At 33.0% G+C, this 24,460-nt stretch carries 29 protein-coding genes; 7 read left to right on the top strand and 22 right to left on the bottom strand.

The window, feature by feature from the left end:
* Positions 1 to 4: 4 nt before the first annotated feature.
* Entirely contained in the window at positions 5 to 1,174 is a 1,170-nt protein-coding gene (locus OLM57_RS11475; RefSeq protein ID WP_264563832.1) for a glyceraldehyde-3-phosphate dehydrogenase, read from the bottom strand.
* Positions 1,175 to 1,448: 274 nt separating this feature from the next.
* On the opposite strand from OLM57_RS11475, the gene OLM57_RS11480 reads away from it, so the two are divergent.
* Positions 1,449 to 1,853 (top strand): hypothetical protein, encoded by a 405-nt coding sequence (locus OLM57_RS11480; RefSeq protein WP_264563833.1) that lies wholly within the window; start codon positions 1,449 to 1,451, stop codon positions 1,851 to 1,853.
* Between the two features lie 97 nt (positions 1,854 to 1,950).
* On the opposite strand, the gene OLM57_RS11485 is transcribed toward OLM57_RS11480, so the two are convergent.
* Positions 1,951 to 3,072 (bottom strand): cysteine desulfurase family protein, encoded by a 1,122-nt coding sequence (locus OLM57_RS11485; protein WP_264563834.1) that lies wholly within the window; start codon positions 3,070 to 3,072, stop codon positions 1,951 to 1,953.
* Between the two features lie 4 nt (positions 3,073 to 3,076).
* Positions 3,077 to 4,000, bottom strand: coding sequence for an EamA family transporter (locus OLM57_RS11490; RefSeq protein WP_264563835.1), 924 nt, complete (start codon positions 3,998 to 4,000; stop codon positions 3,077 to 3,079).
* Between the two features lie 204 nt (positions 4,001 to 4,204).
* On the opposite strand from OLM57_RS11490, the gene OLM57_RS11495 reads away from it, so the two are divergent.
* Complete coding sequence (locus tag OLM57_RS11495; RefSeq protein ID WP_264563836.1) at positions 4,205 to 5,155, top strand: hypothetical protein; 951 nt, start codon at positions 4,205 to 4,207, stop codon at positions 5,153 to 5,155.
* Between the two features lie 74 nt (positions 5,156 to 5,229).
* On the opposite strand, the gene OLM57_RS11500 is transcribed toward OLM57_RS11495, so the two are convergent.
* The 8 genes from OLM57_RS11500 to OLM57_RS11535 all read right to left on the bottom strand — a co-directional run bounded on the left by OLM57_RS11500 (position 5,230) and on the right by OLM57_RS11535 (position 10,672).
* Entirely contained in the window at positions 5,230 to 5,778 is a 549-nt protein-coding gene (locus tag OLM57_RS11500; RefSeq protein WP_264563837.1) for a Smr/MutS family protein, read from the bottom strand.
* Complete coding sequence (locus OLM57_RS11505; protein ID WP_264563838.1) at positions 5,771 to 5,953, bottom strand: hypothetical protein; 183 nt, start codon at positions 5,951 to 5,953, stop codon at positions 5,771 to 5,773. Before OLM57_RS11505 ends, OLM57_RS11500 begins: the two co-directional genes overlap by 8 nt.
* Positions 5,954 to 6,785: 832 nt before the next feature.
* The gene (gene creD / locus OLM57_RS11510) at positions 6,786 to 8,144 is read right to left on the bottom strand and encodes a cell envelope integrity protein CreD (RefSeq protein WP_264563839.1); all 1,359 of its coding nucleotides are present in this window, start codon (positions 8,142 to 8,144) and stop codon (positions 6,786 to 6,788) included.
* A gap of 37 nt (positions 8,145 to 8,181) precedes the next feature.
* A complete protein-coding gene (locus OLM57_RS11515) occupies positions 8,182 to 8,502 on the bottom strand; it encodes a hypothetical protein (protein ID WP_264563840.1) in 321 nt (106 codons plus the stop codon).
* 124 nt (positions 8,503 to 8,626) lie between these two features.
* The gene (locus OLM57_RS11520) at positions 8,627 to 8,959 is read right to left on the bottom strand and encodes a ubiquinone biosynthesis protein COQ4 (RefSeq protein WP_264563841.1); all 333 of its coding nucleotides are present in this window, start codon (positions 8,957 to 8,959) and stop codon (positions 8,627 to 8,629) included.
* Between the two features lie 95 nt (positions 8,960 to 9,054).
* Positions 9,055 to 9,291 (bottom strand): winged helix-turn-helix domain-containing protein, encoded by a 237-nt coding sequence (locus tag OLM57_RS11525; protein WP_413614350.1) that lies wholly within the window; start codon positions 9,289 to 9,291, stop codon positions 9,055 to 9,057.
* Between the two features lie 63 nt (positions 9,292 to 9,354).
* Positions 9,355 to 10,026, bottom strand: a complete 672-nt coding sequence (locus OLM57_RS11530; protein WP_264563843.1) for a YiiX family permuted papain-like enzyme — start codon at positions 10,024 to 10,026, stop codon at positions 9,355 to 9,357.
* 40 nt (positions 10,027 to 10,066) lie between these two features.
* Positions 10,067 to 10,672: a hypothetical protein gene (locus tag OLM57_RS11535; RefSeq protein WP_264563844.1), complete on the bottom strand. Its 606-nt coding sequence runs from the start codon at positions 10,670 to 10,672 to the stop codon at positions 10,067 to 10,069.
* Positions 10,673 to 10,746: 74 nt separating this feature from the next.
* Between OLM57_RS11535 and OLM57_RS11540 the strand changes: the two genes are divergently transcribed.
* A complete protein-coding gene (locus tag OLM57_RS11540; RefSeq protein WP_264563845.1) occupies positions 10,747 to 11,097 on the top strand; it encodes a DUF1801 domain-containing protein in 351 nt (116 codons plus the stop codon).
* Positions 11,098 to 11,139: 42 nt separating this feature from the next.
* Here the strand turns inward: OLM57_RS11540 and OLM57_RS11545 are convergent, their stop codons facing one another.
* From OLM57_RS11545 to OLM57_RS11555, 3 genes are all read right to left on the bottom strand, one after another.
* The gene (locus OLM57_RS11545; protein WP_264563846.1) at positions 11,140 to 12,000 is read right to left on the bottom strand and encodes a hypothetical protein; all 861 of its coding nucleotides are present in this window, start codon (positions 11,998 to 12,000) and stop codon (positions 11,140 to 11,142) included.
* 16 nt (positions 12,001 to 12,016) lie between these two features.
* The gene (kdsA, locus tag OLM57_RS11550; protein WP_264563847.1) at positions 12,017 to 12,835 is read right to left on the bottom strand and encodes a 3-deoxy-8-phosphooctulonate synthase; all 819 of its coding nucleotides are present in this window, start codon (positions 12,833 to 12,835) and stop codon (positions 12,017 to 12,019) included.
* Between the two features lie 157 nt (positions 12,836 to 12,992).
* Positions 12,993 to 13,445, bottom strand: coding sequence for a 2-dehydro-3-deoxyphosphooctonate aldolase (locus tag OLM57_RS11555; protein ID WP_264563848.1), 453 nt, complete (start codon positions 13,443 to 13,445; stop codon positions 12,993 to 12,995).
* A gap of 175 nt (positions 13,446 to 13,620) precedes the next feature.
* Between OLM57_RS11555 and OLM57_RS11560 the strand changes: the two genes are divergently transcribed.
* Entirely contained in the window at positions 13,621 to 14,178 is a 558-nt protein-coding gene (locus OLM57_RS11560) for a YeeE/YedE family protein (protein ID WP_264563849.1), read from the top strand.
* 3 nt (positions 14,179 to 14,181) lie between these two features.
* A complete protein-coding gene (locus tag OLM57_RS11565) occupies positions 14,182 to 14,595 on the top strand; it encodes a DUF6691 family protein (protein ID WP_264563850.1) in 414 nt (137 codons plus the stop codon).
* Positions 14,596 to 14,684: 89 nt separating this feature from the next.
* Here the strand turns inward: OLM57_RS11565 and OLM57_RS11570 are convergent, their stop codons facing one another.
* The 4 genes from OLM57_RS11570 to prmA all read right to left on the bottom strand — a co-directional run bounded on the left by OLM57_RS11570 (position 14,685) and on the right by prmA (position 17,994).
* Entirely contained in the window at positions 14,685 to 15,368 is a 684-nt protein-coding gene (locus OLM57_RS11570) for a lysoplasmalogenase (protein WP_264563851.1), read from the bottom strand.
* A gap of 7 nt (positions 15,369 to 15,375) precedes the next feature.
* Positions 15,376 to 16,647 carry a sterol desaturase family protein gene (locus OLM57_RS11575; protein ID WP_264563852.1) on the bottom strand — a complete coding sequence of 424 codons (1,272 nt, stop codon included), beginning with the start codon at positions 16,645 to 16,647 and terminating at the stop codon, positions 15,376 to 15,378.
* A gap of 192 nt (positions 16,648 to 16,839) precedes the next feature.
* Positions 16,840 to 17,115, bottom strand: a complete 276-nt coding sequence (locus tag OLM57_RS11580) for an ATP-dependent Clp protease adaptor ClpS (RefSeq protein ID WP_264563853.1) — start codon at positions 17,113 to 17,115, stop codon at positions 16,840 to 16,842.
* 45 nt (positions 17,116 to 17,160) lie between these two features.
* Positions 17,161 to 17,994 carry a 50S ribosomal protein L11 methyltransferase gene (prmA, locus tag OLM57_RS11585; RefSeq protein ID WP_264563854.1) on the bottom strand — a complete coding sequence of 278 codons (834 nt, stop codon included), beginning with the start codon at positions 17,992 to 17,994 and terminating at the stop codon, positions 17,161 to 17,163.
* Positions 17,995 to 18,445: 451 nt separating this feature from the next.
* Between prmA and OLM57_RS11590 the strand changes: the two genes are divergently transcribed.
* Positions 18,446 to 20,113, top strand: a complete 1,668-nt coding sequence (locus OLM57_RS11590) for a tetratricopeptide repeat protein (protein ID WP_264563855.1) — start codon at positions 18,446 to 18,448, stop codon at positions 20,111 to 20,113.
* Between the two features lie 219 nt (positions 20,114 to 20,332).
* On the opposite strand, the gene tpiA is transcribed toward OLM57_RS11590, so the two are convergent.
* The 4 genes from tpiA to OLM57_RS11610 all read right to left on the bottom strand — a co-directional run bounded on the left by tpiA (position 20,333) and on the right by OLM57_RS11610 (position 23,551).
* Positions 20,333 to 21,085, bottom strand: coding sequence for a triose-phosphate isomerase (gene tpiA, locus OLM57_RS11595; RefSeq protein ID WP_264563856.1), 753 nt, complete (start codon positions 21,083 to 21,085; stop codon positions 20,333 to 20,335).
* 56 nt (positions 21,086 to 21,141) lie between these two features.
* Complete coding sequence (locus OLM57_RS11600) at positions 21,142 to 21,636, bottom strand: TlpA family protein disulfide reductase (protein ID WP_264563857.1); 495 nt, start codon at positions 21,634 to 21,636, stop codon at positions 21,142 to 21,144.
* 215 nt (positions 21,637 to 21,851) lie between these two features.
* Positions 21,852 to 22,952, bottom strand: a complete 1,101-nt coding sequence (locus OLM57_RS11605) for a BT_3928 family protein (protein ID WP_264563858.1) — start codon at positions 22,950 to 22,952, stop codon at positions 21,852 to 21,854.
* Positions 22,953 to 23,008: 56 nt separating this feature from the next.
* Positions 23,009 to 23,551, bottom strand: coding sequence for a DUF1599 domain-containing protein (locus OLM57_RS11610; protein WP_264563859.1), 543 nt, complete (start codon positions 23,549 to 23,551; stop codon positions 23,009 to 23,011).
* An 87-nt stretch (positions 23,552 to 23,638) separates the two neighbouring features.
* Between OLM57_RS11610 and folP the strand changes: the two genes are divergently transcribed.
* Positions 23,639 to 24,460, top strand: coding sequence for a dihydropteroate synthase (gene folP, locus OLM57_RS11615; protein WP_264563860.1), 822 nt, complete (start codon positions 23,639 to 23,641; stop codon positions 24,458 to 24,460).

Raw genomic sequence — 24,460 nt, forward strand, 5'->3', positions numbered from 1 at the left:
AAAATCAACGATTCCAACTTTGGCCAAAAACCACATAATAGCCCCAACTGTCCGGGCCTTTTGCAATATCAATACCGGTTCTTAATCCGAAAGCTCTGGCCAGATAATATCGAAAACCGGTTCCGTAATTATAAACTGTTGTTCCAGAATTAAAATTTTGAGTTTTGCTAATTGCTTTTCCAATTCCTCCAAAACCTACAATACTCCAGCGAAAGCTTAGATCAAAACGTTGTTCAGTTTCAAGCACCAGTGTCGTTTCTCCTTGATAACGTGCCGTAGGGATTCCTTGCATATCAATATCCGGCAAAAGATAAAAAGGAGTTTCTCCAAAAGCTTGTTGCGCATCAAAGTGTAAACCACTTATCCAATTTGACTTTATTGGGATAAACCAATTGATGTATCCATGCAATCGCTCGTATTTATAATCGCTTCCAGTCCAATTGTCATCAACGCTAAAAAGTAAATTTACTTTATAACCTTTATCTGGCGTAAAGATGGTGTTTCTAGTGTCATAGTCTAAGAACATTCCCAAAGACCCAACTTTGCTATTTAAATCTTTTGCAGTAATGTAATCCGGTAAATCTTCTTTGAAATCTGGCTTAAGGATATTTTTTGAATATAAATACTGCATGCCCAAATATACATTCTCTTTATTTATTTTTTTTGAAACAGAAAGAAAAATTGGTACTGCTTTAATATTAAATTCCAATTTTTCTTCACCAACAACTTCAAATTGATGGTAATAATCGATATTAATGTTATTGTATCCAGTAGCAATTTTATATTTTAGGCCAAGACTTGGAAAACTACCCATTCTAAATAAATCGGTTCCCCAACTTTTGTTTGCGGTATACATTGCAAAACCACCCGTGATGTCTGGAGGAATGTAGCCTTTATAGCCTTCGGGTCTTTTTTTGGGTGTAATAAAGACAGGGGCAATTGCACCTCCAAAACCACCCAAAGCAGGTTGTGTTATGAGTATAGGAATTGGGACAAATCCGTGGGCTTTTATGATGTAATTGCTTAAATCAAGTTTGCCGTCTAAGGTGTCCTTCAGCATTTCCCATTTGCTTTCTTTTGTAACTTGGGCTGAGCAGATAAATGATGACAACAAAAAAGAAAAAATGAGGTAAAATTTAAAATAGACAGATTTGAGTGTTGAGGTATATCCCATTCTGAAAACAAATTTGTGGTTGGAAACAGTCATCTCAAATTTAAAGATAATTTTCCTGCTTTCAAATTGTAATGTTCAATTTTATAAAAAATATGTTTATTTAATCTTTAATTCGAAAATCGAATTATTCAAAGGTAAATTTTATCCAAGTAATCTTATTACTATAAACTTCAGTTAATTTTTTTTGAAGCAACCTTTAAAATACAAATATACCAGATTTAAAGTGGCATGAATTTTGTAAAACGTTTAATTATTAATCATTTAAAAAAAGAATATGAAAAAAATTGCTTTAGTCCTATTAGTTATTATAGGTATAACTGCTTGTAGCTCTGATGACGGTTACAATTATCATTATGAGACGCTTCCTGTTGCAACTTATCAGGTGCCAGACACATTTGAATTAGGTAAAACCTATGAAATTAAAATGAAATACCTTAGACCTTCAACTTGTTATAAATATACAGGTATTTATTTTGACAAAGATTTCAGTACGAGAACAATTGCTATTGACAATTTGATTGTAGAAGATCCAACTTGTAAAACTTTAGTTTCAGACTCGATTGCTGTTTCTTTTAATTTTTTGGTAGTCAATAAAGAACCGTATACTTTTAAATTTTATAAAGGTGAAGATGCAGACGGTAAAAATATTTTTGATGAAGTAGTAATACCAGTGAAGTAGTTTAAAATTTATTCATGATCTCAAAGGTGCTATGACTAAAAGTTTTCTCTATTTGAGTCTCTGCATCTTTGAGTTTTCTTTTTTTTGTATTATAAATTTAAATGCTTTTTAAAGCTTCAATTAATAAATCAACTTCTTCTTTGGTGTTGAAATGACTAAATGAAATACGAAGGCTAGGTTTTTTCAAATCACTTTCGGATAGCATTTCTGCCAAAACATGTGAGGGTCTGATACTTCCCGATTGACAGGCGCTTCCTCTAGCAATTGCAATTCCCTTCATATCCAAATTGAATAAAAGCATGGATGTTTTACTTTCGTCAAAAGGCAAAATAACATTGAGTAAATTGTAAAAAGTATTTTCTCCGTTAATTTTAAAACCAGGAAAATCAAGGCTTAATCGTTCAACTAAATAGCTTTTTACTACCGAAATGTGATTTCTGTCTGCTTCCAAATTGTTAATAGAAAGTTCCAGGGCTTTTGCCATTCCCGCAATTTGATGTACAGCTTCGGTTCCCGGACGTTGTCCTTTTTCTTGTTCTCCTCCAAAAAACAAGGGTTGCAATCCGGAATTTTTTCGAACAAAAGCAAAGCCAACACCCTTTGGCCCATGAAATTTATGTGCACTCGCTACGATAAAATCAATAGGTAATTTTTGCAAATCAATAGCAGTCTTTCCAATAGATTGCACGGTATCTGAATGGAATAAGGTATTATGCTCTTGACAAATTTGACTCACTTTTTCCAAATCCAAAATGGTTCCGGTTTCGTTATTGACATGCATTAAGGAAACCAAAGTCTTTTTTTCATCGGATAATAATTCAACCAAATGAGTCAAATCTATTTCTCCATTTGGTTTTACTTTCACAAAATCAACTTGAATTCCATATTCATACTGCAAAGCTTGAGCAGTATACAATACGGCATGATGCTCTATTTTGCTGGTAATAATTCGTTCTACTTTCAAATCTTTTACTGCAGATTGTAGAATCCAATTGTTGGCTTCGGTTCCACAAGAAGTAAAAATAATTTCTTGTGCAGTAGCATTTATTTGTTTGGCAATTGATTTTCTAGAAAGTTCCAGTATGTTTTTGGCAGAGCGTCCTAAACTATGGGTAGAGGATGGATTGCCATAATCCTCGGTCATGACTTTGGTCATTTCCAAAATTACTTCGGGATGGATTGGAGTTGTAGAAGCGTTATCGAAATATACTTTTTTCATGGTTTTAAATAGAATTTGAATCCTCAACTACTTTGAGTTTTTTATTTTTATTGGATAAAATAACTTTCTCATTAAAAATAAGAATCGACATTAAAATTAAGGAATAAGCAATCATTTGCACTACTGTTACTTCTTCTTTAAAATGAAAAATAGCCAAGCAAAAATTGATAATAGGGTTGATGTACATCAAAATTCCCACCGTAGAAGAGTTGATTCCTTTTAAGGCATACAAATTTAGGAATAAAGGTATAATTGTAAAAAAGAATACGATACAAAACAGGCAAATATAAAATAATGGTTCTGATGGAATTACACCACTATATTTTGGGTAAAAAGGCAAAATAATTAAGGCTATAAATAACAATTGTATGTTCAAAACTAGGAATTTATCAATTTCGCTATTCTTGCGTTGGCTTACCAAATACAAAGCATACGTTGAGGCAATAACTAGACTAAAAAAAATATCATGAAAATGATTCAGTGATAATAAAACACAGCTAAAAGCACTAATAGTAACTGCCACCCACTGCCATTTGCTTAATTTTTCGTGTAATAAAAAATAGGCAAAAACGGTGGTCAGGATTGGGCAAATCAAGTAGGCCAGCGAACCCGCTTTTACACTAACATGATTGACCACAAAGATAAAAATAAACCAATTGGAGGCCAAAATCAAACTACCAACCAAGGTTAAAACGGTGATGCTTTTTCTTCGTTGTTTTGGCATTGTTTTAAAATCTGTCCAGTTTTTTCGGATGGCATTTTGTCTAAACAATAGATTAATAAAAGTCATGGCAACCACACTAAAAAATACCCGATAGAATAAAATATCCAAAGAAGGATAATTGGAAATAGGTTTCAAAGCCAGACTAAAAAAGCCCCAGATAAAAAAAGCCAAAAAGGCAGCAATATAATAGTTGTATTTTTTCATTCAGAAAAAGTAAATTACGGCAAAGATAAGGAATTCTGCCTCCATTGAATTTTTAGAATACAATCATTTTTTATTAAATTGAAGCGAGGCGTTTTAAGTAGCTAATAGGAATTGAGACCCAATTTGATGTTAAAAAATGTGTTTTTGTTCCTTAAACTTTAAGAAACAAATTAAAAATTCTATTTTTGTTTAAAATAATAAATAATGAAACAATTTCTAGGAATAGTAGTTTGTGCATTGGCTTTAAACAGTTGTGATGATGGTAATTTAATTGTAGAAAATATTGATTTTACTGATGTACCTACACAAAGTTGCACGACTAATGATTTACTTTATAAACTGAATGATCAAGAATCATTGATTCTCAATATTCCATCAACTACTTTTAGCAACAACCCAACTGATGTTGGTGATCCTATAAGTTTAGATATTAATTCTACCAACCAGGTAGTATACACTTTTTATAACGGAAAAGTCGTTACTGCCAATATATGTGACGTAATAAAACCGCCCACGCCATCTGTAAACAGCCAATGGAATGCGACCTCCGGTAAAATTCAAATTACGGTCACACAGCAATCAACATCCGATGCAACAAACAATAGTACGACCATTACAGGATATAATAATAATATAGTTTTCAAGAACATCACTTTTGATAAAGGAGACGGTACGACTCAGTTTTATGAAACATTTTCATATGGTGATTATTTGGTTAAGGCGGTTCCTTTGCCATTTGCATTTAATGGAATACTGAGTAAGTGTGACAACAGCAACGAAGTCTATGATTTTAGCCCAAGTGAATCCTTTACTTTAATTATTGATCCTCTACTTATTGCCAATGAAGTTACACTCCCAAACAAACCAAGAATTGGAGTAATAGGAGCGACAGTAAATAAACTAGCCTATCGTTTGTTTACAAATGGTGTGGTAACCAAAAGCTATTTTTGTAACGCTACCGTTCCAGTTTTACCCTCAGTAAGTCAAGAATGGTTAGGAAAAGTAGGAGGAACGATTGAGGTAACAACAACAACATTAACCGCAAATAGTTTTACACACACTATTGTTCTTAAAAATGTGACACTCCTAAAAGGAAATAGTAGTTTTCTACTGGGAGACAATTATAAATATGGGGAGCTTATAACCATAAAATAATTAAATATATTGAAAGAAAAAACGTCAATGGCTATTATTGCACATTGACGTTTTTTTTATGGTTCTAAGTGAGTTTACTTATTCTGTTTGAAATAAACCTCCGTAGCACCAGCTCCATATTTTTGATAATTGGCATCCTGGAAAACGATGTTATCATAACGTCCCAATAAAAAGTCCAATTCCGATTTCAATACGCCTTCTCCCACACCGTGAATAAAAACAATCTTCGGAATTCTATTGCGAATTGCAAATTCAATATGGCGTTTGGCCGTTTCCGACTGTAAAGTCAAAATATCATAATTGGACATTCCACGTTTATTGGGTACCAGTTTTTCAATATGCAAATCAAACTCTGGAGCTACAAATTCATTCTTGTCTTTTTTCTCTTTGACAAAACTTCTTGGTTTTGGAATTTCCTTTTCTTTGTTGATTTCGTTAATGTTAATGCCTTTAATTCCATCCATCAAGTTGCCTGAATCACCAATTTTAATGAGTTCATTGGCAGCAAAATTCATCACAAAACCATCTACAGTTTCAATAGTCACCACTTTGTCTTTTACAGACAAAACCACACCATCCACTGCTTCGTCCAATACTGAAACTTTATCTCCTTTGTTAAACATCGTCTTCTTCGTTATCTTGATTTTTACTTGGAGTCCTGCTACTCAGCTGCATCATTCCCATCATAAAAACGACTATGGCAATCACCATTACATAAACGTTTTTTTCGGCACTTACCTGCTCATACAAAGCAATCCCAATGGCAAAAGCCATTATCAGAATTATAAATTTTTTCATCATTTTGTTTTCAATCTTCAAAAATACTAAACTTTTTGACTTATTGAGACGAATCAGTTTGCAGTTTTCAGTATTCGGGCAAAAACAAAAGAAAATACAAATATAAAATGGGCTGTCTAAAATCTAAAACCTTCAAGAAGGGATATCACATAAAAACATCCAATTAACATTTTAGCAATCTAGCTCTATATTATTTTTTAATTTTTGATTACTATGAAATCTGATGAAATAATCCTTCAGTTTTTCAATGCAAGTGTGCTTTTTTTGTGAGATTTATTAATTATTTTTAGCTTTTTAGATGTATTTCATCGATAATATTTGGTCTTCATCTTACTTTTATTTTAAATTTGATTAGTTATAAGTATTTGAAGATAAGCGATTTCTAAAAAATAGAGATTATTTTAGAGTCAAAAACCACTATAAAATTATAAAGTTTAACATAAAATAAAATCGATATGTATTTATTATTAGAAATTGGAATCGTTGCAGGAATTTTACTTTTACATCAACTTTTTTCTTCTGCCATAAGTAAAAGACTTTCAAAGATACAAAACCACAAATAAATTGGTGCTGAATTGAAATTATCAGTTTCAATTTCTCGTCAACTTTTTCCAGAGTACACTTTTAAATTTTTTAATTCACAAAACAGAATCCACAAAGTAACGATTTGTTATTTTGTGGATTTTATTTTTTTAAAATTTCTTCAGATTAATGCAGAATAAATCAAAAATGCGATTGCATTTATGAAGCCTTGTCCTGATACCTTTTTGTCTCCTTTTTAGAAGGCAAAAGATACATGCGAATAGCAGGAATAGCTCCTAATTATTCTACTTTATTTATTCCAATCAATCTTTCTCGAGAAGTACATTACGGCTGCAAGTATTCCAAACAAACCGATACTTCCTACCAATAATGCGTAGTTTTCCAATTGAATAATGACATAGATAAAAGCATACAGTCCTGTTAGCGATGCGGCGATAAACAGGGGGAATTTGTTGCCCTTTAAGATCGAAACGGAGTAGAGCGAGATTAAAGCGATGACAGCTATGGCAGCGATTAAGTAAGCTTTCATAAAACTGCTGTGTTCAGTTATCGAAATAAGCAATGTGTAAAATAGAATAAGAGCCAGTCCAATCATCGAATACTGGAAAATATGTATTCTGATTTTGCTGATGGATTGGATTAGGAAAAAAATCAAAAACGTCAGGCCGATTACCAGAAAACCATATTTGGCTGCTCTTTCGTTTTGTTGGTATTGGTTTACCGGAATTACAAAATCGACTCCAAAAGCATAAACGCCCAAATCGGGTAAATTTTCAAAGAATTGTTGCGAAAAAGCTCTGTTGATGTGAAGAATTTTCCAGTTGGCCACAAAACCATTATTGTCGATTTTTTTGGTTTTGTCGTCGGGAAGAAAGTTACCGGTAAAACTCGGCGAACTCCAATTAGACTGCATACTCATTAGAGTAGTTTTGCCAATTGGAACCATTTTTATCTGCTTGCTTCCGTTGTAGGTAATGTCAAAATTAAAGTTGGTTTTGTCTGTTTTTAAAATAGTTTTCAAATCGATATAACCGGTTTCCAAGGCTTGGGTAGTATCGTTTGAGTTTGTGCTGTAAACGGGTTCGAAAGTAAATTTATTACTACCAAGATTAATTTTTACTTCGTCTTTGATGCTTTTTAGGTTGGTGGTTTTTATCAAAATAGAGGCTTTATTCCACTGAATATTTTCGGTCGGAATGTTTTTGCTGCTAAAATCGGGCTGAATATAATTACCGGCAAAATTCATTTTGGAACTGTATACCACCGATTCATAATTGTTTCGATTGAGCACTTTGGTCATAACATTCGATTTGGCTTTCAAATCTTCAGGAAAGAAATAGGCATATTTGGTAATGGCTTTTCGTTGTTTTACTGTTTCATTTGTTTTTTGGTTGATCGACAGTGTTTCATCAAAAGTAGTGTAAGGCACTTTCAATATCGGGCCGTAAAAAAAGACGCTTTCGCCCCATTTATCGTTGATTTCGGAGATGACTTCTTCCTGACGATTGGAGCGTTCAAATATCAAACTTTTGACAAATTCCAGCGGAATAAGCAAAATCAGGGTTAATATTCCAACCATTATCATTTTGGCAGTATTGGATTGAAAAAAAGGAGTTGGAGTTGGGTTTTGGTTTTCTGGTGTTTCCATGTTTTTTTGTTTTAGGATTATTAATTTAAAAGCTGAATTATAGTAGTTTATAAATATTTAAAAAACTGTAGTATAGAAATGCAATGGGAATATTGCTCAACAGAATTATAATTTTAATACCGATGTTTTTTCGCTGTTGGGGCAAAATATAAAAATGATGCAGCAAATGACCAAGCATGATTGCATTGAGAGGCAAAGCCATGATGATAAAAATACAGTTAATAATAAACACGAAAGAAGTGTCCTGTAGTGTCAGAAAAAGAATAAAAAAGAATGTGCCAATGGTAAAACAACCAACAGCAAGTTCTGTAGAAGTTTTGCCTTCAAAAGGTTCTTCTTGGGTTAGGGTAGTTTGCATGATTTAAATTTTAAAAGTTTGTTTAATTGTTGAAATTGGAATCAGAAGCATTTTTGAAAAATCAAGACAATGAAAACGATAAGCTATTTTTCCTTTGCGAAATTCCAAGAAGAAATATTTGATATTAGTAAGATAGAAGAGCGTTCCAGCAAGAACGACTAGGTATAAATACAAACTTTTTTTTTCCATTTCCCAATAGGTAATATTGCATTCCTATTTCTTCTCGAACGCTTACACCAGTGTTTGTGAGTACGTGTATAATATCGTGATCTTCTAGTTTGGGTTGAATGTCAAAATTATTTTTTAGTAGAAATTGTCCCAAATGATAGCCTAATGTTTCTTCAGGATAATCGAGTAATCCTTGTTTGTCAATCTCCCAAGCTTTTTTGTTTTTAAAGAATCGCTGATATGGCTTTTTGCTCCATTCGTACATTTTTTCAATTAGTTTGTCTTTCATTGTTTTTTTTTTGTTACTATTCTTTCTTTTGTATTTACTGTTTTTGTGTATTTAAAAGTACTTTGAAATTCAAAGTTTAAAAACAAAAAAATACCTTATCGTTTCTGTATTAATTTTTCGAGTGCATTAATGTGATCTTCGAATGCTTTACGGCCATCTTTGGTTGCTTTGTAGCTTGTGTTCGGTTTTTTGCCAATGAACTGTTTTTCGATAGCAATGTAATTTTCGATTTCTAGAGCTTTGGTATGGCTGGCGAGATTACCATCAGTAACACCCAGCAATTCTTTTAAAGTACTAAAATCGGCCGATTCATTGACCATCAAAACCGACATGATACCAAGTCGTATGCGGTGGTCAAAAGCTTTATTTATATTTTGAATAATGTTTTTCAAATCTTAGTAAGTATCTATAATTGTTGTAACTGTTTTGGCATTTTCTAGATTGGCAGGAGCAACAACGCTTTCTTCCAACGGAATAGTATTCCCATATCTTTCGTCTAATATTGCTTGAACTTTCGGGTCTTTTAAATTGAAATCTTTTAATTTTTGAAGCGGGCATAATTCGATTCCAGCTCCATTTTTATATATTTTCCAGATTAATTCGGAGCAATACATTTTATCATGAGACCATTCAAAATACAAATCATAGTCTTTATTTTTTAACTGATTCCCATAATTCTTCATTTTTCGAATCGTTAATGAATCTAAAAGTGAAGGCGCATTTTTAATTCTTGTTACCACAAAACGACCGTCTTTTCCGCGATTGATCCAGACTTCGAGCGGAGTATTTTTTACGGGTTGTACTGCTTCAAATACATATTTTTTACCCTTTTCAATAAATACAATTCCGCAATGAGAAAATTTGGAGTTGGTTGCTATTCGAATGGCTTCACATTGTTTGGATTGTGAAGTTTGAAAAATCATATCGCCTTCTTGTATTTTATCTAATAGAGTAACAGTTCGAGCACCAAAAAGTATATTTCCAAACATTGAATTAGCAATGAATAAAGCACATCCAAAACTCATTAGAAAGGTAACTATGGCAAAAATGTATTTTGTTTTTTTCATCTTTTCATGTTAGATATTTTTTTCATCTGCATTTTAAAATCTAATTCCTGTCGTATTTAAAATACATCATGCTTCCGTAAATGATATGGCAAATTCCAAAACCTAATGCCCAAAACTCCAATGCGTATCCCGACAATTCAGTAGAAATAAGACCTAAGATTATAATTGTGATTCCGAGATAGCGAACGTCTCTAAAAGTGTATTTACTTGCGTTTACACAAGACAATCCATAAAAAATCAGTGTAACCGGTGCTATTAAACCATAGCTTCCGTTTCGTAATAATAACAAGCCAAAAATTCCTCCGGTAACCAAGGGAATCAAGAAATTGGTCAGCAATCTTTTGGTCGTAGCATTCCATACAGTTTCTCCCTCTTTTTTTGCTTTTTTAAAGGTTAGTAATGAAGCGGTAGTTATAGACAAAAACAATACAACAAAAGCTGTCAATAAAATAAGTTTGAAAGTTGTGCTTTCTAAAGTTATAATGTAGTTGTTGTTATTTTGGATTAATTTATGGGCTATGTAAGCGCCTATCAAAGCATATGCGCCAGCCATTATTCCAGCCAAACCACTCAATGATATAAACTGAGATGATTTGTTCATCATGTTCTTGATGTCACTAATGTCTTGTAAATATTTATCTTCCATATATAAAGTACTTTGAATTGCAAAGTAAGTAATAAAATTTTACAAATCCAATACTTTTTAATTATTTTTATTGAATGAAATTGACCGATGAATACATTTGGCGCCAATCACAAAAACATCAAATGATGCTATTGCATTTGATCAGTGTTTTTATACGTGAAATTCCAGATTTAGAAATGCATTTTAAATGGGGAATGCCTTATCTGTATTATAAAAAAAGGATGTTTTGCTATTTGATTTCTAATTCAAAAAAAGACTTTGTTGATGCTGGTTTTGCCAGAGGATTTCAATTAAAAAGAAATCAAGAAAGTCTTGTTGATGAAAAGAGAAATACTGTAAAGTCACTTCGTTATTTTAATTTGGAAGAGATTGACAATGCTATTTTGCAAGATGTGATTCTGGAAGCCAAAACGTTGTATAAATAAAAAAATCTCCCGAAGGAGATTTTATAGTATAATTTGAAAAGATTAAACTCGAAATATAGCACCAAAAGAAATAATAGTTTCTCCGTAAAAAAAATGGTGTTGAGCATGATCATTTGTATATGTTGTTCTTACATCAGTCATGTTAATATAACCCCCTTTTAACTCAGTTGTCATGTAAAAATGTTTGAAGAATGTAAAATTCAAACCAGCATCTGCAGAAAAACCATAGCCTGAAATGTGAAACTCATCATGTCTTTGGTTTTGTAAAACTGTAGCATCTGTTCTCGGAACCAAAAATCCCATTCCAACTCCTTCTGTAAAATTTAGTTGAAAAATATCGGTATTTGTAATTCCAAAAAATGAGGAAATATCAGTATAATAAGCTGCTTCGGTAAAGACATAATTTAATCCATTTGTATGTTCAAATTTTAAAAATTTACCGTCAGTTAAATCTACTGGTTCGTTATTGTAGGTTCCGTTAAATTGAGAGCCAGGGTGAGTCGAAGGCAAATTAATAGTTCCATTAATCATTGCTGTTTGATTTTGAGTCATCACATATTTCATATGATCAATCCCAATAGAAACATTAAACTTATCTTTGATAAAATACCCAATTTTCCAATTGGTTTGTGAAGAAGTTAAGCTTCCTGGTTTAATGTAATCGATATTCCAGCCTTTTGGTAAATCATGAGCTTGTGCATTTTCTACTGTAAAATTGTATCCTTCTCCTTCAAAATGAATGTCTGAAGTAGTGTAATAACTTCTGTTTCCGCCCCATTGTGCAAAGAACTTTCCTTTGTTGTGTGCTGTATATCTTTCAGTAGAGGGTACATCTTCTTGCGCAAAAGCATTAATCGATAAAAAAAGAACTAAAAAAGCAGCGTATAAAAAATTTGTTTTCAATGTATCTTATTTAAATTTAAAATTGATTTATGGTTTTTCTGATGGCAACCAATTTTGTCATTAATGGCTCAAAGTAGTCTAAGTGCAACATATTGGCACCGTCGCTTTTGGCATGTGCTGGATCAAAATGAGTTTCGATAAAGATACCATCAACACCAACAGCTATTCCTGCTTTGGCAACCGTTTCAATCATATCGGGTCTTCCTCCAGTTACGCCAGCAGTTTGGTTGGGTTGTTGTAAAGAATGAGTAACATCTAGAACCGTTGTAGCGTATTGCTGCATCGTTGGGATACCACGGTAATCAACAATCATGTCTTGGTAGCCAAACATAGTGCCACGATCCGTTACCATTACGTTTTGATTATTACAATCCAAAACTTTTTGAACAGCGTGTTTCATACTTTCCGGGCTCATGAATTGTCCTTTTTTCAAGTTGACTACTTTTCCGGTATTGGCAGCAGCCACAACCAAATCCGTTTGACGAACAAGAAATGCAGGAATTTGTAACACATCTACGTATTCTGCAGCCATTGCAGCATCTTCATTAGTGTGGATATCCGTAACGGTTGGTACACCAAAAGTTTTAGAAACTTTTTCTAGTATTTTAAGTGCTTTTTCGTCTCCAATTCCTGAAAAACTGTCTATTCGGGAACGATTTGCTTTCTTAAAAGAACCTTTGAAAACAAAAGGAATTTGTAGTTTATCGGTAATACCTACTAGCTTTTCTGCAATTCGCATCGCCATTTCTTCGCCTTCAATGGCGCAAGGGCCAGCAAGCAAAAAAAAGTTACCGCTCTCAGTATGTTTGATTTGTGGAATATGATGTATGTTCATAGTGTGTTTTTTTTGAAAGTGCAAATGTAGTTAGGAAATACGATTTTCGAATTACATTTTGTAAATAATTTTTGGAAGAGTAAAGAGTCTAATTACGAGCTATACCTGCTATCTTTTGCAATCTTTTCCTTCAGGGTGAGGTTTTCAAAGATTTCAATTACATTTTCTTCAAGCTAAGACCAACAGGAACCATCAATAGCCCTCTTTCGTAAATGTTCAGATACAAAAGAACAGGTTTTTTTAAACCTTCCCATTGCAATTCGTAAACATCTAAAAACCCGGCACCAACGTCACTGTTTTTTGTCGGGAAAGGGCAACAGTTTTCCAATTTGGTGTAGGTTATCTTTTCTCCTTTGGGCCCAGCAAGGGCTTTCAGGAAATATTTTTGGTTGATGGTGTCGTTTTTGGTACCTCTATAATAGATATTGATGGGGTAGTCCTTGTCATAACCGTATCTTTTGTCTTTACTATACTCAGTGATTACAAAGGTGTTATTTTTGCCTAATACAGGAACTGGAGCATTATTGTCAATATTTTTTAGGGATGATTTAATACTCCCACAAGAAACCATTAAAAGGAGTAAAGCAATAAATACCAATATTTTTTTCATTAGATTAGTTTATAAATTTAAAATGATGTTTTTTGTACCACAAATATAAAAAGAACTTTGCGCTATTGTCAACTTCAGGCTATATTCCTTGTAAATTTTTATCAAAAAGGATCAATTTCTCTGATTTTGACTAAAACCTTTTATATTTGTAATTGAAACAATAAATATAATAAATATGGATGTAATTTCGCATACTTGGCCTTGGTATGTTTCTGGATTCTTAATCGGAATGATTATGCTTTCCCTGATTTATTTTGGAAAGAATTTTGGCATGTCAACCAATCTCCAATCCTTATGTTCGATGACCGGCTTGGGAAAACGTTTTGAATATTTTGATTTTGACTGGAGGGCCAATCGTTGGAATTTTCTCGTGGTGCTGGGAGCTATGGCTGGAGGTTTTGTAGCGGTTCATTTTATGAGTGATCCTTCAAATGTTTCCATTAATCCCAAAACGATTACACAACTTGCACAACTGGGGATTGATGCTCCTGATGGCAAATTAATGCCTAATGCACTTTTTGGAGAACAAATTTGGCAGTCACCCAGAAGTATTTTGATTTTATTAATTGGTGGAATCTTTATAGGTTTTGGAACGCGCTATGCAGGTGGCTGCACATCAGGGCACGCCATTTCTGGATTGAGTAATTTGCAATTGCCTTCGCTTAAAGCCGTTATTGGGTTCTTTATTGGTGGATTGATAATGGCTCATTTTATATTACCCTTAATTTTCTAGACTATGACTGTATTAAAATATTTTCTCGTTGGTTTTCTTTTTGGAATCGTTCTCACCAAGTCGGAAGCCGTTTCTTGGTATCGTATTTATGAAATGTTTCAATTTCAATCCTTTCATATGTATGGCATTATTGGAGTTGCCGTTGCGACTGGAATAACTGGGATTCAGATTATAAAAAGAAAAAATATAAAGGACATCAATGGGTTGCCTATCGAAATTCTCGAAAAAGAAAAAGGTTCTCTAAGGTATTTGATAGGAGGAGTTTCGTTTGGTTTGGGTTGGGCGCTGGTAGGCTCTTGTCCCGGACCTATTTTTATATTGATTGGCGCTGGGTTTATGCCAGTAATTATAGTGCTAATTGGAGCACTTATCGGAACTATTATTTATGGTGCTTTAAAAAGTAAATTGCCTCATTGATTACCCAAAGTTTTGTAATAAAAAAAGCATTTTCTAAATCGGAAAATGCTTTTTTTTATTTTTATTTTTTGTCTTATTAGCGATAAGCCCTAAAGATCATTCCTATCGTTGCTATTAAGTTTTAAAATTCCAGCCACGATTAAATATTGCGCCACACAATATGTTGCCATGATGAAAAACGAAGCCTGAGTTATAGGTGCATAAAACTTGTTGAAAGCCAAAATACTATCGGAACTTACAAATACTATCGCCCCAATCAAAATGTAATTATTTGCCGGAATTGACCATTTTAGACTGCCTTTGAAAGCAAAGAAAAGCATTGTAGTTATTACAATTGCATATACCAAAACCGGAATCTTTAGTGGGCCAAGTTTTGGAAATAAAGTGTTAATCATGAAAATAAAATAAGATAGTATAGCAACAAATCCGACCCAAAATAGAACTTTGTTGCTGTAGGTTCTTGTGCTTTGTTGTTTGCTGAAAAGAACAATATAAACCAAGTGAGATATGAGGAAAGCTATTAATCCGAATATAAAATAGAGTTCGCCTTTGTCTGTAAACAAAAGTATAATGTCTCCGATCCATGAAAAAGTCAAGGCAATCAAAAGGATTTTTTTGGTCGAAAAATCTTCAGAGACAGCAACTGCTGCCAGTAAAATTGGGAGTAAAACCGGTTTCATAAACACGTCAAAACCTTCCAGATTGAAAAAGAGAAGGCCTAGATAAATAATAGTAAAACCCATATAGGTTTTGAGAAGTGAATTTGTTTTCATAGATTTTTTAAGAAGTTGCTAGAACGGGTTTTTCTTTATCAAAATTGGTGTTTACAAAATAAATCGTAACTATTAACGATAGAGCCAAATACCCTATTATAATGTAACTGGCAAAAGGGAAAAGGCGATTCATCCCGAACCAGTCTCCCAAATAAGCAACAATTCCTATTCCGAAAAAGAACCTAAGTCCTTCCCAAAACAATGAAATCTTTCGGGTATCCATCAACTCGGTGTAGCTATAAACGGTAAGAAATACAAACGCACCATAAATAAACACATTTGGCAAGCCGATTTCGGCTATGGAATTATACAGATAAGTAATCAACAACAATGTAATTACGGCTTGAAATAATGCCCAAAACATCAATTTATTGGAATGCTGAGTGCCATACTTTTCGAACCCATAAACATCTGTAATTTTGTTTACAGGATATTTTTCTTCAAAATTTTCGGGACGCCAACCAGTGGGTTTGAACCAAATAGTAAGTTTGTCTTTCCACTTTTCGGCCCGCCAAGCATCGGTAATCAGTAACCAAAGGTGCTGAAAATTGATACGTATGGGATTCCAAGTTTGAGCTGGTCTCGTAATACCAAAAACAGGAGGAACGCTATCTAATTCTTCTTGAAAAGTTCCGAAAATTTTGTCCCAAATAATAAAAATTTGCGAATGATTTTTGTCCATATAAATGGGATTGATAGCATGATGGACACGGTGGTGTGATGGAGTTACCAATATTTGTTCCAGAAACCCCATTTTTTTGATATGCTTTGTATGATACCAAAATTGTAAAAACAAATGAATAGGAAGTATAATGGCAATTACTTTTGGCGGTACGCCCAAAAGAGCTGCTGGAATTAATAAAAAAGTAAAAAGATTGACAAAACTAGAAACGGTTTGGCGCAAAGCACAAGCAAGATTAAATTCTTCGCTGCTATGGTGTATAGCGTGCTTATTCCATAAAAAATTGATTTGGTGTGACAACCGATGGCTCCAATAACCATAAAAATCAATAACTATAAATCCTATAATATAGGCTAAAATTGTTGGTTCCAAGTGGAAAATAGCAAACTTGTTTTCGAACCAATCATAAGTGATTAGTGTAATGCTTATTCCCAGAACATCTTTTACGGAATTAACCATTCCGGAGCTTACACTCGAAACAGAATCCATAGTAGGTGACGTGTCTTCTCCTTTATAATGCCCATATATCTTTTCGATTATAATTAGTATTAAAAAAATGGGCATAACAAAAACTAAAATTTTACCATATTCCTCCATAAAAGCTATTTTTTTTTCAAATATAAAATAATTGTTGATATTGTATGTTTTTTTGATATTTTTTTGTGTATTATTTTTAGTTTTTAACAATTGAACTTTTTTCGGTAAGAAGCAATAAAAAAGCCCATTTGAGACTGGTATTGTCTCAAATAGGCTTCATCAAAAACTCGTTTTTGGAAACGGTATTGTAGCTTAGATTATTTCTGCGGTTAAACCAGCATCTAATAATCTGGTGCATTGTATTTTTAACTTATCATATTCGCCTGTTTTTACAGTGCATTTTCCATTGTAATGTACGATTAAAGAACATTGTTCTGCCTGAATAGAGGTGTGTCCACAAACTCTGATTAAGGTGTCTATAACATGATCAAAAGTATTTACATCGTCATTGTATACTATAATTTCGTTATTGATAGAAGTTATTTCTTCTACACTAACTCTTTCTCTTATTTTTTCTTTTGTACTCATGTTTTTAGGTTTTTGTACTTATTGGATTAATAAAGAAAACAGATACTAATTTACGTATTTTAATGATACCCAGTTGTTTCTTTGAAATTTTTTAACATATGTTAGTCCTTTACCGGTGCAAGATGCATCAATATAAGGGATGTCTTCTTCATAAAAACCACTAAATAATATTGTTCCTTTTGGATTTAAGCAATCGACATAACTTTGCATATCATTCAATAAAATGTTTCTATTGATGTTGGCAATGATTAAATCGTATTTTTTGTCTTTTAACAAAGCAGCATCTCCTTCATAAACAGTGATGTGTTTGCAGTTATTGCGTTCGGCATTTTCTATAGAATTCAGGTAACACCAATTGTCAATATCAATAGCATCAATGGGTTGAGCGCCTTTCATTTCGGCAAGTATTGCAAGAATTGCTGTTCCGCAACCCATATCCAATGTTTTCAATCCAGTAACATTCATTTCTAATAAATGTTGAATCATCATGTGTGTCGTTTCGTGATGTCCTGTCCCAAAACTCATTTTTGGCTCAATCACAATGTCATATTCAGCATCTGTTTTTGGATGAAATGGTGCGCGTACATGACAATTTCCTTCTACATCAATGGGTTCAAAGTTCTTTTCCCATTCTTCGTTCCAGTTTACTTGTTCAATTTCTTCAAAAGTATAATCGATTTTGAATTCTTCTGATTGTAATATCTGAATGCCTTCCAATATAGTTTCATCCCAAAGGTCTTTTTGAACAAAGGCAGAAATACCTGTTTCGGTCTCAGTAAAGCTTTCGAAGGCTTTTTCGCCCAATTCTGCAATTAGTATTTCTGATCCAAGTTCTTTTGGTTCGATGGTAAAATGATATCCGATGTATATATTTGACATGTTTAATTTTTTTGCAAAGGTAACAATAGGATGCAATGCTTTTTTGAATTTTAAAAATAATTTAATATTTATTAACTTGAGTTTAATTCTCAATTCTTTTTTTATCAACTCTGCGCAAGTAATTTTTATTTAAAAAAGATTCTCTTTGTTATGTCACGGTTTTTCTGGTCAAAGCGAGTAATAACCAATTGAAAATGAATAGTTAGTGTTTTTTTTGATTGTTGAAAGTGTTGTTTTCTGATTTTAGAACTCATATTTTGGTTATAGTTATACCTTTTTTACGCATATAAAAAATGATTTTTATCATGTTTTTAAAAATATAACTTGCTGAATTATAGATAATTAATTGCTAAAACCTGCTGTTTTTGTTTTATATTATTTTATATTTGTACAGTTGTATTATTCCAATTTAATGCAGCACTATTTTAATATTCAAATTAATAAATCTACCATGAAAAAAGTTTTTATTTATACCGTCGCAACACTATTTTCTGTTTTTTTGGGGCAAGCGCAGGATATAAAACAAGCAAAAATTGCTATTGATGCCGAACAATATGAAAAAGCAAAAAATATTTTAGAAACCATTTCAACCGCTAAGCCTTCTGATGGCTATGCCAAATTTCTTTTGGGAAATGTTTGTCTGCTACAAGGAGATTATTCAGCGGCCAAAAAGCATTTTGACGAAGGAATTAAATGCTCAACCAAAGGAAATTTTACCTACATTGGATTGGGATACATTGCATTAGATAAAGGAGATAAAGCTGAAGCGGAAAAGGATTTTGCATTGGCCACTCAAAATAGCGGTAAAAAAGATTTGGAAGAAACCGTATATATTGGCAAAGCCTATACTTATTCAGATCACCCAGATTATAAAAAAGCAATTGAGATTTTAAGTAATTCCAGATTGGTTGATCCTGCGAATACAACAGTGTTGTTGGCTTTGGGTGATGCTTATAAATTCAATAAAAAGCAAAACAATGCTTATGAATGTTATCGTGAAGCCTTCCGATTAGACAATACATTGCTAAGAGCAAAAATGGGATTGGGAACTTTAATTAAAAATGCACACAATTTTCCTGTGGCCAAAACTTCATTTGATGAAGTAATTGCTCTAAATCCTAATTATGGTCCAGTTTATCGTGAATTGGCTGAAACCGAATATTTATGGGCTATGAATGATGCAGGAAAATATGATATGCATATTTCAAAGGGGTTGGGATATTATGAGAAATACATGAGTTTAACTGATTATTCGTTGGAATCCCGTATGCGCCACGCCGATTTTCTAATTTTAGCAAAAGACTACAAAGCACTTGAAGCGGAGGCGAACGAAATGAGTAAATTGGATAAAGTAAATCCAAGAATTTATCGTTATTTAGGGTATTCGGCATATTATAACAACAATTTTGACACCGCTATATCTTCGCTAACTACTTTTGTTTCAAATCCGTCCAATAGAGTTATTGCCAGAGATTATTACTATATAGGTGCCGCAAAATTAAGCAAAGCATTGAATGCAACTCCTATTGATAATTTAGAAGTAGATAATGCTATTTTGGATTTTAAAAAAGCATTTGAAATGAGTCCTGCAATTGCAAGTGAACTTCCTGAATTTGCAAAAAAATTGTATGATAAGAAATTATACATTCAAGCGGCTACTATTTATGAAATCGCAATTGCAAACCCAGAAACAAAATCATTTTTGATGGATAATTTCTATTTTGCCTCTTCAGTATATTGGGCTTGTAATGGTATTGAAAATTTAAGTCCACAACAAATCGAGCAATTGAAAAAAGCGGATGTGGCCTTAGATACTGTTATTGCAGCCTCTCCATCAACTCAGGATGCTTACCTTTTTAAAGCTAGAATTCAAGTATTGCTCAAAAACGATATATTAGTAACCAAAAATTATGAAGATTTCATTGCAACAGCCAATAAGAAAGATGCAGCCGAATTATCTACAAAAGGTATGAAAGCCAAGTTAATGGAAGCCTACAATAATTTGGGTGTTATTTATTCAAATACTGATAAAGTAAAGGCAAAAGACAGTTTTACAAAAACACTAGGTATTGATCCCGCCAATCAATACGCGATTGATCAATTGAAGTCATTAAAATAAACTGGATTTATAATTTGATTGTCGAAAAAACCAACGGTATTCCTGTCGTTGGTTTTTTTGTGGAAATTGATGTTTGATTTTTGAAAAAAAACATAGTAATCAAAAAACAGTATAATTGTTCTCAATTATTCATTCTTGCTCAAAAAAAATAAATTATTAAACAAAAAAAAAGCGATACAAAATGTTTTGTATCGCTTTTTGAGTATTTGAAAATAACTTTTAGATAGAAGTTACTATGGCAATAAAATCTTTTGCATTAAGAGCAGCTCCACCAATAAGACCTCCGTCAACATCTGGTTTAGAGAAAATTTCTTTGGCATTATCAGGTTTTACACTTCCACCATAAAGAATTGAAACATCTTCTGCAATATCACTACCGTAAGCTTTACGAACAGTTTCTCTGATAAAAGCATGCATTTCTTGTGCTTGATCTGGAGAAGCAGTTTCTCCTGTACCAATAGCCCAAACTGGCTCATAAGCCAAAACGATTTTTTCCCAATCTTTGGCTTCAATGTGGAATAAACCATCTTTCAATTGGTTTTCAACAATATTGAAATGATTTCCTGATTGACGGTCTTTTAATTCTTCGCCGAAACAGAAAATAACAGTCATGTCATGTTTCAAAGCAGTATTTACTTTACTTGCAATTATAGCATCTGTTTCATGAAAAATAGCTCTACGCTCTGAGTGGCCCAGAATTACATTTTTCACACCAATGCTTGTTAGCATTTCAGCAGATATCTCACCTGTAAAGGCTCCGCTTTCGGCTTGGTGAACGTTTTGCGCAGCAACACCTATGTTTGAGTGGGTTAAATTATCTACGGCTGATACAAGGTTTACAAACGTAGGGGCAACAATTACTTCAGCAGAAGTTTCTGCTGGGATTTGAGATAATAATTCGTTTAATAATTCTTTTGTTTGTGCAGCATTTTTATGCATTTTCCAGTTTCCTGCAACAATCTTCTTTCTCATTTTTGTAGTATTTATATTTGTATAATAGATTTCTTTAATATTTTATTTTTCAATTACTATTGCAATTGTTTCAAAGTTGCATTAATTTGATCAAAGTCGGTTTCTATGGCACGATAAAGAACTATTTTTCCGGTTTTGTCTATAATGATGTATCTCGGAATCCAATCTAAGTCAATTGCTTTACCAAACGCACCTTTCATACCATCGTTTGCCATGTATTGTAAACCATTTAATTGGTGTTTATCGATGCCTTCTTTCCATTTATCAGCGGTTTTGTCCATAGAGATAAAAACATAAGATACTGTTGGGTTATTGGCTTGAAGTTCTTTTATTTTAGGCATTGCTTTTACACAATCTCCGCACCATGAAGCCCAAACTTCAATTACGGTTGTTTTGCCTTTTTGGGCTTTTAAAATATCTTTGAAGGAAACCTGACTTCCGTCAGTTGCTAATAAAGTTTCGGAAAGTGCTTTTTTAGAAAATTCCGTTTTTTGTGCCTGTGTACATGAGAATGTTACAAAAGCAATAATTAAAAGAGCAATTTTTTTCATTTAAATTTAATTTTCACAAAGTTAACTAAAGAATTGTAAATAAGGTAAACAGATTTTGGAATTTTGATGAGAAAATCTTCAAATTTTCATACAATATCGTTATAGTTGATATTTTTTTGTGATTTAAATTTTAATTCCACAGTTACAACTAAAAAAAAACCTTGTAGAAAAATGTTATTCCTACAAGGTTGATATTTTTGGTGTAAAATTGAAAATTAAAAAATTAAATCTTCTGTGTCATTATAGTGAACTTTTTGTTTTACCGTCCCTTTTTCAAGAATGACAAAACTTGGGTTGGCTCTTTCGATTGTTTTTAATGGAATAGCATCACAGAAATAGAAATCAAAAGTGATGCCGTATTGCTTTTTGATTTTGGTAATTTCGTCGGGAGCCGAAGCCGTCATTCCAATCACTTTGTACCCTTTTAGAACTGCCGTTTTATTAATTTGTTCCATTTTGGCAAGACCATCTGCATTTGCCAATGCCAAATCATAGGAAACAATCATCAATAATTTGGGCTCTTGAAGTAGTTCTTCCTTATAGTCGGATCCATCTTTTTCCATAACAAAATCATGAATAGGAGGGATGTAACCTTCGGTAATTACTTTGTCTTTTCTGTCTACAAAAGTGGCGCCTGCTGGAATATTGGCCAAATCTTTCTCGGTAAATTCTTTGTCAACTCCATTCACTTTGTAAATGAAAATCATTTCAACTACCGATTTTGGAGCATCTTCCGGAATTTCCATTCCTTTTTGGATATTATTTCCCACTTTGAAAGCGCGGAAATCCTTCAGCGGCAAGTGATTGATTACCCAATAACCCATAAATGCACAAAGAAAAACAGTCAGTACAGCCAAGATGTTTTGAATTTTATTGCTGAATAAAGGTTTTACCAATTTCATATTGATAAAAAGGATTACTATAAAAAACAATAAAACAACGTCTTTAGTAAAGGATTGCCAAGGGGTAAGGTGCAAGGCATCTCCAAAGCATCCACAGTCTTTTACGACGTCAAAATAAGCGGAATAGAATGTTAGGAATGTAAATTTGATGATTAATAAAAGCAGCAGCCAAATCGTTAATTTTGATTTGAAACCTATCAGCAGCATTACGCCCAAAACCACTTCTAGAATCACTATAAATAAAGCGATGGCCAACGAATAAGGAACAAAAAAAGGCATGTTAAAAACAGGCTCACTAAAATATTCTGCCAGTTTATAAGAGAAACCAACAGGGTCATTCAGTTTTATAAATCCTGAGATTATAAAGAGAACTCCAACGAATATTCGGGAGAATTGAGTAATAATGTTTTTCATTTTTTATGTTTTTGATAAAGATAAATAGAGTCGTTATTATTTTTGTTAATGAGTTGTTATTTCTTAAAACCCATTAGAATCAAGGCAAAAATAGAATAATTAATCATGTCCTGATAATTGGCATCTATTCCTTCTGACACAATTGTTTTTCCTTTGTTGTCTTCTATTTGTTTTACCCGAAGTAATTTTTGCAAAATCAAATCAGTTAGTGAGCTTACACGCATTTCGCGCCAAGCTTCTCCATAATCATGGTTTTTGTTTTCCATTAGTTCTTTGGTCAACGCTACTTTGGCATCGTATAATTGAGTTGCTTTTTCGGTATCCAAATCGGGTTGATCGACTACTCCCAATTCCAATTGAATCAATGCCATAATCGAATAATTGATAATACCAATGAATTCTCCGGTTTCGTCTTCATCGACTTTTCGGATTTCATTTTCCTGTAAACTTCTAATTCTTTGGGCTTTTATAAAAATTTGATCGGTTAGAGAAGGAAGTCTCAAAATGCGCCAGGCACTACCATAATCTTTCATTTTGTTGATAAACAGTGAGCGACAAATGGCAATCACGTTATCATATTCTTGTGAAGTATTCTTCATTATTGATGTATATTTGTCTAAAATTGCATCAAAAATAAGAATAATTTTTTTGAATGCAGTATTTAAGTTTTCTAAAACCAAATTGGAATGACAATAAATTGCAAAGAACAACTCATAGACTTATCTACACCAAAAGTAATGGGAATTTTGAATGTAACTCCCAATTCTTTTTTTGATGGTGGGAAGTATAAAAATGAAAACGAACTTCTGGAACGAGTGGAGAAAATGCTCAGAGAGGGAGCCGCTTTTATTGATGTTGGAGCATATTCGAGTAAGCCCAATGCCGAATTTGTTTCGGAGGAAGAGGAGATCTCGAGAATTATTCCTGTTGTTAATTTGCTGCAAAAACATTTTCCTGAAATTATACTTTCAATAGATACTTTTAGGGCTGGAGTGGCTAAAATATGTATCGAAAATGGAGCAGCGATTATCAATGATATTTCGGCCGGGAAACTCGATGATAAAATGTTGGAAACTATTGCTAAATATAATGTTCCGTATATCATGATGCACATGAAAGGAACGCCACAAACGATGCAAACGCTTACGCAATATGAAGATATAATCAAGGAAATGTTGTTCTATTTTTCGGAGCGGATTGCTGCTGCAAGATCGCTTGGAATAAATGATATAATTGTGGATCCTGGTTTTGGTTTTGCCAAAACACTGGCCCAAAATTATGATGTGATGCAAAAATTAGAATTGTTTCAAATGCTGGATTTGCCATTATTGGTTGGGATTTCCAGAAAATCGATGATTTACAAAATATTGGATTCGAATGCAGAAATGGCGCTGAACGGTACCACAGTTCTGAATACGATTGCGTTGATCAAAGGGGCTAAAATCCTTAGGGTCCACGATGTAAAAGAAGCGGTCGAATGCATTACTTTGTTTAATAAACTAAATTAA

This window comes from Flavobacterium sp. N3904 (genome assembly GCF_025947305.1).
Classification (GTDB): Bacteria; Bacteroidota; Bacteroidia; order Flavobacteriales; family Flavobacteriaceae; genus Flavobacterium.

Excerpts from the sequence above, each read along its gene's own strand:
- OLM57_RS11475 (WP_264563832.1), bottom strand. The coding sequence starts at position 1,174 with ATGGGATATACCTCAACACTCAAATCTGTCTATTTTAAATTTTACCTC.
- OLM57_RS11480 (WP_264563833.1), top strand. The coding sequence starts at position 1,449 with ATGAAAAAAATTGCTTTAGTCCTATTAGTTATTATAGGTATAACTGCT.
- OLM57_RS11485 (WP_264563834.1), bottom strand. The coding sequence starts at position 3,072 with ATGAAAAAAGTATATTTCGATAACGCTTCTACAACTCCAATCCATCCC.
- OLM57_RS11490 (WP_264563835.1), bottom strand. The coding sequence starts at position 4,000 with ATGAAAAAATACAACTATTATATTGCTGCCTTTTTGGCTTTTTTTATC.
- OLM57_RS11495 (WP_264563836.1), top strand. The coding sequence starts at position 4,205 with ATGAAACAATTTCTAGGAATAGTAGTTTGTGCATTGGCTTTAAACAGT.
- OLM57_RS11500 (WP_264563837.1), bottom strand. The coding sequence starts at position 5,778 with ATGTTTAACAAAGGAGATAAAGTTTCAGTATTGGACGAAGCAGTGGAT.
- OLM57_RS11505 (WP_264563838.1), bottom strand. The coding sequence starts at position 5,953 with ATGAAAAAATTTATAATTCTGATAATGGCTTTTGCCATTGGGATTGCT.
- creD (WP_264563839.1), bottom strand. The coding sequence starts at position 8,144 with ATGGAAACACCAGAAAACCAAAACCCAACTCCAACTCCTTTTTTTCAA.
- OLM57_RS11515 (WP_264563840.1), bottom strand. The coding sequence starts at position 8,502 with ATGCAAACTACCCTAACCCAAGAAGAACCTTTTGAAGGCAAAACTTCT.
- OLM57_RS11520 (WP_264563841.1), bottom strand. The coding sequence starts at position 8,959 with ATGAAAGACAAACTAATTGAAAAAATGTACGAATGGAGCAAAAAGCCA.
- OLM57_RS11525 (WP_413614350.1), bottom strand. The coding sequence starts at position 9,291 with ATGTCGGTTTTGATGGTCAATGAATCGGCCGATTTTAGTACTTTAAAA.
- OLM57_RS11530 (WP_264563843.1), bottom strand. The coding sequence starts at position 10,026 with ATGAAAAAAACAAAATACATTTTTGCCATAGTTACCTTTCTAATGAGT.
- OLM57_RS11535 (WP_264563844.1), bottom strand. The coding sequence starts at position 10,672 with ATGGAAGATAAATATTTACAAGACATTAGTGACATCAAGAACATGATG.
- OLM57_RS11540 (WP_264563845.1), top strand. The coding sequence starts at position 10,747 with ATGAAATTGACCGATGAATACATTTGGCGCCAATCACAAAAACATCAA.
- kdsA (WP_264563847.1), bottom strand. The coding sequence starts at position 12,835 with ATGAACATACATCATATTCCACAAATCAAACATACTGAGAGCGGTAAC.
- OLM57_RS11555 (WP_264563848.1), bottom strand. The coding sequence starts at position 13,445 with ATGAAAAAAATATTGGTATTTATTGCTTTACTCCTTTTAATGGTTTCT.
- OLM57_RS11560 (WP_264563849.1), top strand. The coding sequence starts at position 13,621 with ATGGATGTAATTTCGCATACTTGGCCTTGGTATGTTTCTGGATTCTTA.
- OLM57_RS11565 (WP_264563850.1), top strand. The coding sequence starts at position 14,182 with ATGACTGTATTAAAATATTTTCTCGTTGGTTTTCTTTTTGGAATCGTT.
- OLM57_RS11570 (WP_264563851.1), bottom strand. The coding sequence starts at position 15,368 with ATGAAAACAAATTCACTTCTCAAAACCTATATGGGTTTTACTATTATT.
- OLM57_RS11575 (WP_264563852.1), bottom strand. The coding sequence starts at position 16,647 with ATGGAGGAATATGGTAAAATTTTAGTTTTTGTTATGCCCATTTTTTTA.
- OLM57_RS11580 (WP_264563853.1), bottom strand. The coding sequence starts at position 17,115 with ATGAGTACAAAAGAAAAAATAAGAGAAAGAGTTAGTGTAGAAGAAATA.
- prmA (WP_264563854.1), bottom strand. The coding sequence starts at position 17,994 with ATGTCAAATATATACATCGGATATCATTTTACCATCGAACCAAAAGAA.
- OLM57_RS11590 (WP_264563855.1), top strand. The coding sequence starts at position 18,446 with ATGAAAAAAGTTTTTATTTATACCGTCGCAACACTATTTTCTGTTTTT.
- tpiA (WP_264563856.1), bottom strand. The coding sequence starts at position 21,085 with ATGAGAAAGAAGATTGTTGCAGGAAACTGGAAAATGCATAAAAATGCT.
- OLM57_RS11600 (WP_264563857.1), bottom strand. The coding sequence starts at position 21,636 with ATGAAAAAAATTGCTCTTTTAATTATTGCTTTTGTAACATTCTCATGT.
- OLM57_RS11605 (WP_264563858.1), bottom strand. The coding sequence starts at position 22,952 with ATGAAAAACATTATTACTCAATTCTCCCGAATATTCGTTGGAGTTCTC.
- OLM57_RS11610 (WP_264563859.1), bottom strand. The coding sequence starts at position 23,551 with ATGAAGAATACTTCACAAGAATATGATAACGTGATTGCCATTTGTCGC.
- folP (WP_264563860.1), top strand. The coding sequence starts at position 23,639 with ATGACAATAAATTGCAAAGAACAACTCATAGACTTATCTACACCAAAA.